This is a genomic window from Niameybacter massiliensis (genome assembly GCF_001282685.1).
GTDB classification, from domain to species: domain Bacteria; phylum Bacillota; class Clostridia; order Lachnospirales; family Cellulosilyticaceae; genus Holtiella; species Holtiella tumoricola.
Window position 1 is genome coordinate 39670 of sequence record NZ_LN875034.1, and the last position, 10863, is coordinate 50532.

The following is a 10863-nucleotide window of genomic DNA, read 5'->3' on the forward strand; positions in this document are numbered from 1 at the left end:
AATTACATAAAGTGAATAAAAATGCTTAAACTAATAACGTCACTATATTTACCTTTTAATATTCATTAACTAAAATAAAACTTAGTTTTTATGCTAGGGGGAATGAAGATGGCAACACATATTATAGCCAATTCAACAAAAGATATAAGTTTAATAGATGAAATGGATGTTAGTTTGATTAAGCAAACTATGGATAAGATAGCAGCTTTTCAAGCTGTTGTGCAGCAGACCTTAAGAAGAGAACATGACTATGGTGTCATACCTGGAACTTTAAAACCAACATTGCTCAAACCCGGAGGAGAGAAGATTTGTATGATGTTAGGTGTAAACCCAGAATATGAGATGATGGATCATGTTCAAGATTATGAAAGAGGTTTTTTTGCGTATATTATTAGATGTACATTAAAAAAAGGTACAAAAAATGTAGCACAAGGATTAGGAAATTGTAATTCTTATGAAAAAAAATATAGGTGGATAAATAGTGACTACATTCCTGCAGGAATAGAATCGGAGAAAGTAAGACAATTTATAGACAAATATGGACGGCTCAAATACAAAATTCCTAACCCTGACCCTTGGGATCTTTCGAATACTATCTTAAAAATTGCCAAAAAAAGAGCTTTTATTGATGCTGTATTACAAGTAGCTTCATTGAGTGAAATATTTACACAAGACCTTGAAGAAATGCAAGATTTCATTAAACAAGAAGAATTGATAAGCGCGGAGCTGATGCCTCCAAAAGAAGCAGCAGCAATTAAGATTAACTTCGGGAAATATAAAAATAGGACGTTAAAAGAAATTTATAAAGAAGATCCTAAGTATTTTGAGTGGATAGCTCTTAATAGTAAAGATGAAATGATTAAAAAGGCTTGTGAAGTAATGAAGGAAGCAGCACAAATAAAAGAAGTGCAAGAATAAATCCTTGCACTTCTTTTATTTTGCACCGGGTGTAGAAGAACTCTCTGAATGGAGTACCAAGTTAATAATAGAATTAAGATATTTTTTAAAGTAAAGATCAGTTTTATCACGAGAAAGTAAATAAGTAATAGTAATAGAAGATAATAATGAAATAGCTAATTTAATCCATAAATAAGGCATAAAATGATTGATTGCAATAGGAATACATAATAGATAAGTATGAAGTATATAAATCGGCAATGTATTACTTCCAATTTTGCTAAAGAAGGTTGGCTTTGATGGCATTGTATTTGCAAGTACAAATACAAAAGAAAAACCAATAATATAAAGTAATAGGCGACTAATAACTCCTAACCATAGAGGTACGGTATAAGATTCAAATGCATCACTGCCATATAGAAATTCTATAGGAAATACTTTTGAATAACATATAAAAATTGCAAAAGATAAAGCAAGCAAAGTTATTGCAAAAGAGAAGAAGCGTGAAGGTCTCTTAAGTCTAAATAGCTTATCTTCTGTTGTTTTATAACCCACAAAGAAAAATGGGAAAAATACAAGTGTGCGGGATAAAGATAAAATACCATTAAACTCACTAAATAGGCCAGCACCTAAACCAACAATAAAGCTAATTGGTAAAATATATTTAATTTTAACTAGATCTTTTAAAAAAAGTCTCCAGAAGAACATACTCATTAAATACCAGAGTGCCCAACCAGGAGTTATAAATGAAAATTGGTTGATATCCCAAGTTGCAAGTGCTGCGATTAAATTCCAAATAATATTAAATAAAATAAATGGCATTAAGAAACTTTTAAAGGCTGTAGAACGTGCTTTATCTAGATTTTTTGAGAAATAGCCAGAAACAAATACAAAAGCGGGCATATGAAAGAGATAGATAAATGCATATAAAACTTGAGTAATGAAGTACTCATCTTTAAAGAGTTCTAATGAATGTCCAAATACTACTAAAAATATAAGAAGTCCTTTTAAATTATCTAAGAGATAAACTCTCTCTGGATTAATAGATGTATTTTTCATTTAGCCTAAACTCCTTTTAAGCCATTCTTTAGCAATAAGCATATGACCTTCAGGTGTAGGGTGTACACCATCTACTGTAAAGTAATAGGCATCATGCTCAGGTGTAAGAGATGAAGTAAAAATTTCTTGTAGAGGAAGATAAAGTGTATTGTATTCTTTAGCTAACTTTTCTACTATTTGAATCTTAGGATTTAAATCTTCAAACCAAGTAAGTTGTGATTCAGTATGGGGGAGTAGAAAAGGCGAAAGTAGAATAATACGTAAATCAGGATTTTTATCTAGACTTGTATCTAATAGATAACGGTAATGTTCTTCAAATTTTTCAGGAGAGGTAGTAAGGTTAAAATCATAACGTCTCCAGGTATCATTAATTCCTGCAAGCAGTGAAAGAATATTTTTTTCAATACGTAAAGTATCTAGGCGCCATCTAAGTTTAAGGTCTATTGTACGATTCCCATAAATGCCTTTATTAATACAAGTAATATGTAAATCTTGATGGTGAGTTTGTAAATAATGATAAATTAAATTTACATAACCTTGACCTAAATCTGAACGTTTTAGTTTGTTACGGCTACAATCGGTAATACTATCACCTTGAAATAAAATAATATCGTTTTCCTGTATGAATGCCATAGTTAATCTCCCTAGTCAGTATCTATTTAATTTTATTATAGGAAATAATTTAGTAATTGAATAGTCTTAAAATAATGAGCCTTTACAACAAAACCAATGATAGTTATAATGAACATATATTATATAGATAAGGCAAATAAAGAGAAAAGTATAAATAAGGAAGTATCAGAGACTTAGGGAGGGTGTGAACCTAGGATGGAATTATTTAGAAAGAAGCTCTTTAGCTATAAGCTGAAAATCTCAGACTTGAGGAGTAAGCTTATGGGGTAATTCCCTTAAAGATTAAGAGGTGGGTTAACCAAGGTGTTAACCAACTTAGGTGGTAACGCGGAAGGTGTCTTTCGTCCTAAGAAGATTAGGATGGAGGGCTTTTTTTATGCCTAAATACAGGATGAATCAATTTATAAATAACAAACATTAAAAAATGAAAGGAAGAAAAAAATGAGCTTAAATCAATTAGCAGATCTAATTTTCCCTGATATTCAAAAAACACCAGAAGACTACATTAATGCTTATCCAAAAAGAAATTTACCAGAAGGTGCACGTGTAACAAGATATGCACCAAGCCCAACAGGTTTCCAACACATTGGGGGTGTATTTGCTGCACTAGTTGCTGAAAGAACAGCTGTTCAAAGCGGTGGAGTATTTTATCTTCGTATTGAAGATACAGACCAAAAAAGAGAAGTAGAGGGTGCTATTTCTGATACTATCCGTACAATGAATAAATATGGTATGAACTTTACAGAAGGTATGACAGGTGATGATACATCAATTGGTGAATATGGCCCATACAAACAAAGTGAAAGAGCTGAAATTTATAAAACTTTTGCAAAAGATCTTATTAAAAAAGGATTAGCATACCCATGTTTTGCAACACCTGAAGAACTAGAAGCACTTCGTGAAAAACAAACAGCTGAAAAAGTAACTCCAGGTTATTATGGTGATTACGCAACATATAGAAATTTATCTCCAGAAGAAGCAATAGAAAAAATCAAAGCGGGTGAACAATATATTATTCGTCTTAAATCACCAGGGAACCCAGAAAAAAGAGTTGAATTCCATGATTTAATTAAGGGAGATACATCATTCCCAGAAAACAATCAAGATATTGTTATTATTAAAGGGGATGGACTTCCAACATATCATTTTGCTCATGCTATTGATGATGCTTTAATGCATACAACACATGTTACACGTGGAGAAGAATGGTTATCATCACTTCCAATTCACGTACAACTTTTTGAAGTACTTGGTTTTGAGAGACCAGAATATGGTCATATTCCAACAATCATGAAAATGGATGGAGACTCAAGACGTAAACTTTCTAAAAGAAAAGATGCAGAAAGTGCTGTAAGTTATTATGATGAAGAAGGTTATCCAACAGTATGTGTTATTGAATACCTTCTTAATATTATCAACTCAACATATGAAGAGTGGAGAGCAGAAAATCCAACTTTAGATTACCATGAGTTCCAAGTTTCATTAGATAAGATGAGTAAGAGTGGTGCATTATTTGATATAGTTAAATTAAATGATGTAAGTAAAGATGTTATTGCAAGAATGCCAGGAGAAAAAGTATATGAACTTTATACTGGATGGGCAAAAGAACATGATCAAGAAATGTATGAGCTTGTGACATCAAATGAAGCTATGTCAAAAGCTATCTTTAGTATTGATAAAGATGGACCAAAACCAAGAAAAGATTTTGCGAAGTGGATGGATGTTAAAGAAAAAATCACATACTTCTTTGATAACTACTTCTATGCTGAAACAGCAGAACAAGTAGAACTTCCAAAAGGTATGACGATTGATACTGCTAAAGAAATCATTGCAGCTTATAAAGATGCTTATAAACACAATGAAGAAAGTCAAGAATCATGGTTTGAAACACTTAAAAACTTTGCACTTGAATTAGGATACTGTGCAAATCGTAAAGAATATAAAGCTAATCCAGAGTCATATAAAGGTATGATATCTGATGTAGCAGGTGCAGTAAGAGCTGCTGTTACACACAGAAGCAATACACCAGACCTTTACACAATTATGCAAATTTTAGGTGAAGAAAAAGTTCAAGAGAGATTTGAAAAATTTCTTTCTCTTTAATAAAAATTAAGATACAAAAAAAGGTAGAACTAAGTAAAGTTTAGTTCTACCTTTTTTATATAATGTAATAAAGAGTAATAGTTAATTAGAAAGTAAAGAGGGTATTTCTAATAATGAAAAATGATTGGCCAAAGCTTCAGAAACACATGCAACATTTTCTTCTAGCCATTTTAAAGTTAGGGTTGACCAGTTAATATAATACTTTAAGTCTTTTTGAACGATGCTATCAGATATATAATAAGTTGCAAAACAGTCATTAAGAGCTAGATAATACAAAAATAGATAAGGCATCATTTGAATGTCGTAAATATTTAAAGAACTAAATTGAAGGTAATCCTCTATATAATCAATGAGGTTAGAGATATCTATACATCCAGATTGACACTGAGGATCAGCATAGACATAGGAACGAATTAATTCCCAACAAACAGGGTGTGTGCAACAAGATGTAAAATCTATCACAGCATTAATCTGAGATTCACCACATAGGATTTGTCTAATAGAATAGTCGCCATGAGTATTTTTATAAGTAAAAGAAGTAAAAGAAAGATCAAGTGTTTGTAACTTAGATAATAAATTTATACGATATTCAATTTCTTTGACATAAGTGTAATCTTGAGCATATTGAGCCAGTCTTATAGAATTTTGATATGAGGCAATAGAGCTGGGGATAGTATGAATTTCAAAGTAGTGAGGACCTATGCCACTAGGAAGTATGGAAATAGATTCAAGCGCTTTATGAATTTTAGCAAGTAAAGAAGCACTACTATGCAAAAACCAAGTAGGTGCAGTATGGAGAAGGAGAACTTTTCCCTTAATAAAAGTTTGTAAATGAAAAACATGACCTAAAAAATGTATAATATATTCATTAGTCATAGTTTTTATAAATGTAGAAACAGGAATATCAGCTTCTAATAAACAGTTATTAATAATAGGTTCTAAATAAGGATGATATATGAAGTCTAAATTAACATCTTTCAAAAGATATTCACCAGTAGAAGTAACAATATGAAAGCACTCACAAGATGTTCTATCAAGAATGGGAATAATAGATTGAACAGTACCAATGTTATAGTGCTCTTCAATAAGGTTAACTAAATCTTGAGATGTAAGAGAATTTTGATCCATAATAAGAACCCCTTTTTAATAATTAATTTAAATATTACTATTCTATACTCTAGAATAAATTATATCACTAAAAATTTGAAATAGAATGTAAAAATCAAATACAATAATAGAAAGATTTATAAATTATTAATTTCCAGGGAAATACAGGAGGGATTCAATGTATATTGTGAGTGCGTGTTTAGCAGGTATTAAATGTAGATATGATGGTAAAGAGAATACTAGTGAAAAGATATTAAAGTTAGTTGAACAAGGTAAAGCCATGGTGGTATGCCCAGAAGTATTAGGAGGATTAGATATTCCAAGAAAACCTTGTGAGATTAGAAGAGACGAAAATGGATTAGAGTATGTAATTAATATAGAAGAGAAAGATTGTACAAAAGCATTTAGATTAGGGGCACAAAAGACCTTAGAAATTGCAAAAATAGTAGGGGCAGAGGTTGCTATATTAAAAGCAAAAAGTCCGTCATGTGGATGTGGAAAAATATATGATGGTAATTTTAATGGTGTTCTTATTCAGGGAGATGGTTTAACTGCAAAGCTATTAAAAGAAAATAATATTACGGTATATACAGAGGAAGATATAGATATATAAGAAGATATAAAGATACAGGTATAAAGATACAGGTATAAAGACATAGTGTACGGGCTGCTTTTCATACTATTTAAGGTGATAGTATAACAAGGAGGAAGTAAGGTGGAAAACGAAAAAAATAGAGTTAATCAACTTACTACAGAAGTAGCTACTCCGGTCAGTAATGATCAAGCATCACTTACAACAGGCAAAAAGGTAGGTTATACTCTTTTTGCAGATTCCTATTTGAATGAAAAGTTAGCACATTTTAACAGAGAACGTATACCAGAGAGAGTTGTACATGCCAAGGGAATGGGTGCACATGGATATTTTGAAGTCACAAACGACTTATCAAGGTATACAATGGCAAAGTTTTTAAATAAAGTAGGGAAACGTACACCTATGTTTGCAAGGTTTTCTACCGTTGGAGGAGAAAAGGGTTCAGCAGATACAGCTAGGGATCCTAGAGGATTTGCGTTGAAGTTTTATACAGAGGATGGAAACTATGATTTAGTAGGAAATAATACACCAGTATTCTTTGTAAGAGACGCAATTAAGTTTCCTGATTTTATTCATACTCAAAAGAGAAATCCTCAGACAAATTTAAAAGATGCAAATATGTTTTGGGATTTTCTTTCTTTAACGCCTGAATCCTTACATCAGGTGATGAGATTATTTTCTAATTTAGGAACACCAAAAAGTCCAAGATTTATGGATGGATTCGGAAGTCATACATTTATGTGGTATAACGAAGATAAAGAATATGTATGGGTAAAATATCACTTTAAGACAGATCAAGGAATACAAAATTTTACAGGGGCAGAAGCAGAACAGATGGCAGGTTTAGATCCTGATTATTCAACTAAGGATTTATTTAATGCAATAGAAAGAGGCGAATATCCTTCTTGGAGTGTCTATGTACAAATTATGACACCAGAAGAAGCTGCTAACTATCCAGTTAATCCATTTGATGTAACGAGAACTTGGTATGAGAAGGATCATCCACTCATTCCTTTAGGTAAAATGGTACTTAATCGCAATCCTATTAACTTTTTTGAAGAAGTAGAGGAAGCAGCATTTTGTCCTCAAGCTTTTGTGCCAGGTATATGGGCTTCACCGGATAAACTTCTTCAAGGCAGGTTATTAGCTTATCAAGACGCGCAAAGATATAGATTAGGCGTTAATAATAGGCAAATTCCAGTTAATCAGCCAAAGTATTCTACAATCTATACAACTCAAAGAGATGGATTTATGCAGGTAAATGGAAATATGGGTAATGCGCCTAATTATTATCCAACTACATTTGCAAATGTAAAGGTAGCTCCCGAAGATGCACAACCACCTATTCCAGTTAATGGTGTTATTGAAAGACATACAATAGAAACAGATGAAGGTGATTTTATACAACCAGGAGAGTTCTATAGAGATTATCTAGATGAAGATGGCAAGAGTCATTTAATTTATAATGTGTTTAATAGTCTTAAAAATGCAGATCAAAGCATTCAATATAGGCAGACAGCATTATTTTATAAATGTGATAAGGTGTTAGGTGAGTTAATTGGACAGTTTTTAGGACTAGATGAAGATAAGGTTATTCAATTAGCGAATATGTCACAAGAAGAGCGTGTTAAGAAAACAATGCCACAACCAATACCATATACAACTAAATAAAAACTATAATAGAGGAATCTGTCTTAACACAAATTCCTCTATTATATGTTGAATACCTTTAAAATAAAATTTAAAAAGATATGATATAATTATAAATAATAAATACCATTAGATGAGAGGGATGGAGCAAATGGCATCAGCTATCAAGACAAATGTAATTAGAATATTAGATAAAGAGAAGATTCCTTATACTTGTAGTACTTATGAAGTAAAAGATGGGAAAATCGATGGTGTAGCTGTAGCACATAAGATTGGTATAGATGAAGAGACTGTTTTTAAAACACTTTTAGTACAAGGTAAATCTAAAACATGTTATGTATGTGTAATTCCTGTTGCTAAAGAATTAGATTTTAAAAAGATTAGTACCTTAACAGGAGAAAAAAATATAGATATGTTACCAGTTAATGAGCTTCAAAAGACTACAGGATATATAAGAGGAGGATGTTCTCCTATTGGAATGAAAAAAGCACTTAAAACATATATAGATAAAACAGCAATGAATCTAGAGGAAATAACATTTAGTGCAGGTAAAATTGGGGTTCAAGTAACACTTAAGCCAGAGCATCTAAAAACATTAATACAAGTAGAATTTGAAGCATTAACAAATTAAAAAAAATTTAATAAGCTATGCATAAAAAAATAAAGCTAGGACAAACTACTATTGTAAAACCAATCATGAATGTAGGAGGAAAGTACAATGAAAAGTTCTACTAACCAAAGCATTCACAATTCTGAGGCTTTAGCAGATAATTCTGCAGGAGATGAGCCACCAGAGAGATAACCCTTCTATTTAAATTACCTAAAGTAAATTTAGGTAGAAGGCAGGTTTTATAACCCAAAAGAAGCTTACTTAACCATTACTTAGGTATGGATTTAGGTAAGCTTTTTTTTATGTCTAAAATATTTAGAAGAGAATTGACTTTAATAGCACATAAGTGTATTATGTGTATATATTATATATATACAGTTATAAACAGTTTGGCTTGATAAGAAGATTAAAAATTAGGAAGAGGATATTAGATGGATATTATTATTAGCAATCAGAGCATTGTACCACTCTACTCGCAAATTATGGAACAGATAAAACAACTTATTATTACTGGTGTGTTGAATCAAGGGGAGATGATACCATCTATAAGAGGTCTAGCAAAAGAATTAAAGGTAAGTATTATTACAGTTAAGCGTGCATATGAAGAGTTAGAAGCAGATGGATTTATAGAAACATTGCCGGGAAAAGGGACTTTTGTTGCAATAGTCAACTTGGAAATATTAAGAGAAGCAAAAATAAGTGAAATAGAAGAAAAACTTAGTGAGGTTATTGAAAGTGCAAAAAATATAGGACTCTCAAAGAAAGAATTAAAAGAGCGTATTGATTTGATGTATGAGGAGGAAATGTAATGAATGTAATAGAAATAGAAGGTCTAAAAAAACAACTTGGTAACTTTACTTTAGATATTCCTAACCTAGTTATAAAAGAAGGATATATTACAGGATTTATTGGTCAAAATGGGGCAGGTAAGACTACTACATTAAGGCTGATTATGGGACTTTTGACACCAGATAAAGGAGAAATTAAAGTATTTGGCCAATCTAGTAGTCAAGAAGGAGAGGCTATACGTAATCAAATAGGATATGTAGGTGAACCTACTGGATATTTTAGTGAAGCGACTGTAGAACAAACTAGAAAAATGATTGCACCTTTTTATACATCTTGGGACAATGATTTATTTAATAAATATATAAATTTATTTGCTCTAGATAGGAGTAAGAAGATTAAAGAGTTATCACAAGGACAAGGTAAGCAGTTTGCATTAATTATGGCATTAGCCCATAGACCAAAACTTATTCTTTTAGATGAGCCTACAGCGAATCTTGATCCTGTTGTAAGACATCAAATTTTAGATCTATTAATGGAGCATATGCAACATGAAGAAGTATCAACATTCTATTCAACTCATATTACAAGTGATTTAGATAAGGCAAGTGATTACATTATTATGTTACAAAAGGGTAAAGTGGTTATGTATGAAGATAAAGAACAGATAGATGATAAATACTATATTGTAAAAGGATCAAAAGGCCTTTTAGAAAAAGGAATACAAAATGAATTAATAGGTATAGATCAAAATAAATTTGGCTTTCAGGCTTTAACAACAAAAAAACAAATGTTAGAAAATAAATTTGGTAAAGACCTTATATTTGAAAAGGCAACATTAGAAGATATGATGGTTTATATAGAAAGAGGGAATAGATCATGAACCATGTAATTTTATTAATGAAGAAAGAATGGATGTATCTATTTAAATGCTTAAAGTCTACATGGATTATTAGTTTATTATTTATGACAATATTTTGTGTGCTTTCACCACAAATGTATTTAATTGCTTCTATTATAGTTCCTTATTTCTTAATATATGGAGTTATGGCACATGAAGAAAATAGTCATAGCAATGCTTTAAACTATACACTTCCCGTATCTAGAAAAGAAGTAGTACTAAGTAAATACTTATTAGGCCTCATTTACTCATTAGTAGTAGGTGTAGTTGTAACAATAGTAGTTAATCTAGGGATAAATATGCAAAAAAGTTATATAGAAGTATTTCAAACAATAGGAAAAATGAATGTATTTATAACCTTAGTTGGATCTTCACTTCTTTATATAGCTTTAATTATTCCTATCATCTTAAAGTTTGGATGTATCAAGATGCGTATGGTAATGCTACTTATTTATGCTTTATTGTTTGGAGTTAGTTCAGTAGCAATGAATATAATTAAAGAGGCAATGAATATTCCTATAGAAA

The 10863-nt window shown here is 31.1% G+C and carries 11 protein-coding genes and 1 other annotated feature (1 of these 12 only partly in view); of the genes, 8 read left to right on the forward strand and 3 right to left on the reverse strand.

Annotated elements, in window-relative coordinates; all coding sequences use genetic code 11:
• Positions 1–108 precede the first annotated feature (108 nt).
• Positions 109–918, forward strand: coding sequence for an exodeoxyribonuclease X C-terminal domain-containing protein (locus BN2390_RS02795; protein WP_053982828.1), 810 nt, complete (start codon positions 109–111; stop codon positions 916–918).
• Between the two features lie 15 nt (positions 919–933).
• Here the strand turns inward: BN2390_RS02795 and BN2390_RS02800 are convergent, their stop codons facing one another.
• The gene (locus tag BN2390_RS02800; protein WP_053982829.1) at positions 934–1956 is read right to left on the reverse strand and encodes an acyltransferase family protein; all 1023 of its coding nucleotides are present in this window, start codon (positions 1954–1956) and stop codon (positions 934–936) included.
• Positions 1957–2589 carry an SGNH/GDSL hydrolase family protein gene (locus BN2390_RS02805; RefSeq protein ID WP_053982830.1) on the reverse strand — a complete coding sequence of 211 codons (633 nt, stop codon included), beginning with the start codon at positions 2587–2589 and terminating at the stop codon, positions 1957–1959.
• A gap of 126 nt (positions 2590–2715) precedes the next feature.
• Positions 2716–2941 (forward strand) — a binding site (T-box leader).
• 89 nt (positions 2942–3030) lie between these two features.
• Here BN2390_RS02805 and gltX point away from each other — a divergent pair.
• Positions 3031–4692: a glutamate--tRNA ligase gene (gltX, locus tag BN2390_RS02810; protein WP_053982831.1), complete on the forward strand. Its 1662-nt coding sequence runs from the start codon at positions 3031–3033 to the stop codon at positions 4690–4692.
• 81 nt (positions 4693–4773) lie between these two features.
• Here gltX and BN2390_RS02815 read toward each other — a convergent pair whose 3' ends face one another.
• The gene (locus BN2390_RS02815; RefSeq protein WP_053982832.1) at positions 4774–5820 is read right to left on the reverse strand and encodes a phosphotransferase; all 1047 of its coding nucleotides are present in this window, start codon (positions 5818–5820) and stop codon (positions 4774–4776) included.
• A gap of 157 nt (positions 5821–5977) precedes the next feature.
• Between BN2390_RS02815 and BN2390_RS02820 the strand changes: the two genes are divergently transcribed.
• The 6 genes from BN2390_RS02820 to BN2390_RS02845 all read left to right on the forward strand — a co-directional run.
• Entirely contained in the window at positions 5978–6412 is a 435-nt protein-coding gene (locus BN2390_RS02820; RefSeq protein ID WP_053982833.1) for a 2-thiouracil desulfurase family protein, read from the forward strand.
• 102 nt (positions 6413–6514) lie between these two features.
• Positions 6515–8062, forward strand: a complete 1548-nt coding sequence (locus tag BN2390_RS02825; RefSeq protein WP_053982834.1) for a catalase — start codon at positions 6515–6517, stop codon at positions 8060–8062.
• 121 nt (positions 8063–8183) lie between these two features.
• Positions 8184–8672, forward strand: a complete 489-nt coding sequence (gene ybaK, locus BN2390_RS02830; protein ID WP_330373670.1) for a Cys-tRNA(Pro) deacylase — start codon at positions 8184–8186, stop codon at positions 8670–8672.
• A gap of 410 nt (positions 8673–9082) precedes the next feature.
• Complete coding sequence (locus tag BN2390_RS02835; RefSeq protein WP_053982836.1) at positions 9083–9460, forward strand: GntR family transcriptional regulator; 378 nt, start codon at positions 9083–9085, stop codon at positions 9458–9460.
• Positions 9460–10320 carry an ABC transporter ATP-binding protein gene (locus BN2390_RS02840; RefSeq protein WP_053982837.1) on the forward strand — a complete coding sequence of 287 codons (861 nt, stop codon included), beginning with the start codon at positions 9460–9462 and terminating at the stop codon, positions 10318–10320. Before BN2390_RS02835 ends, BN2390_RS02840 begins: the two co-directional genes overlap by 1 nt.
• Positions 10317–10863: the 5' portion of an ABC-2 transporter permease gene (locus BN2390_RS02845; protein WP_053982838.1), read on the forward strand. 134 nt of this gene lie beyond the right edge of the window; the window shows 547 of its 681 coding nt (coding positions 1–547); it begins with the start codon at positions 10317–10319; the stop codon falls past the right edge of the window. Before BN2390_RS02840 ends, BN2390_RS02845 begins: the two co-directional genes overlap by 4 nt.

Coding starts and splice junctions, on each gene's coding strand:
- BN2390_RS02795 (WP_053982828.1), top strand. CDS start 109: ATGGCAACACATATTATAGCCAATTCAACAAAAGATATAAGTTTAATA.
- BN2390_RS02800 (WP_053982829.1), bottom strand. CDS start 1,956: ATGAAAAATACATCTATTAATCCAGAGAGAGTTTATCTCTTAGATAAT.
- BN2390_RS02805 (WP_053982830.1), bottom strand. CDS start 2,589: ATGGCATTCATACAGGAAAACGATATTATTTTATTTCAAGGTGATAGT.
- gltX (WP_053982831.1), top strand. CDS start 3,031: ATGAGCTTAAATCAATTAGCAGATCTAATTTTCCCTGATATTCAAAAA.
- BN2390_RS02815 (WP_053982832.1), bottom strand. CDS start 5,820: ATGGATCAAAATTCTCTTACATCTCAAGATTTAGTTAACCTTATTGAA.
- BN2390_RS02820 (WP_053982833.1), top strand. CDS start 5,978: ATGTATATTGTGAGTGCGTGTTTAGCAGGTATTAAATGTAGATATGAT.
- ybaK (WP_330373670.1), top strand. CDS start 8,184: ATGGAGCAAATGGCATCAGCTATCAAGACAAATGTAATTAGAATATTA.
- BN2390_RS02835 (WP_053982836.1), top strand. CDS start 9,083: ATGGATATTATTATTAGCAATCAGAGCATTGTACCACTCTACTCGCAA.
- BN2390_RS02840 (WP_053982837.1), top strand. CDS start 9,460: ATGAATGTAATAGAAATAGAAGGTCTAAAAAAACAACTTGGTAACTTT.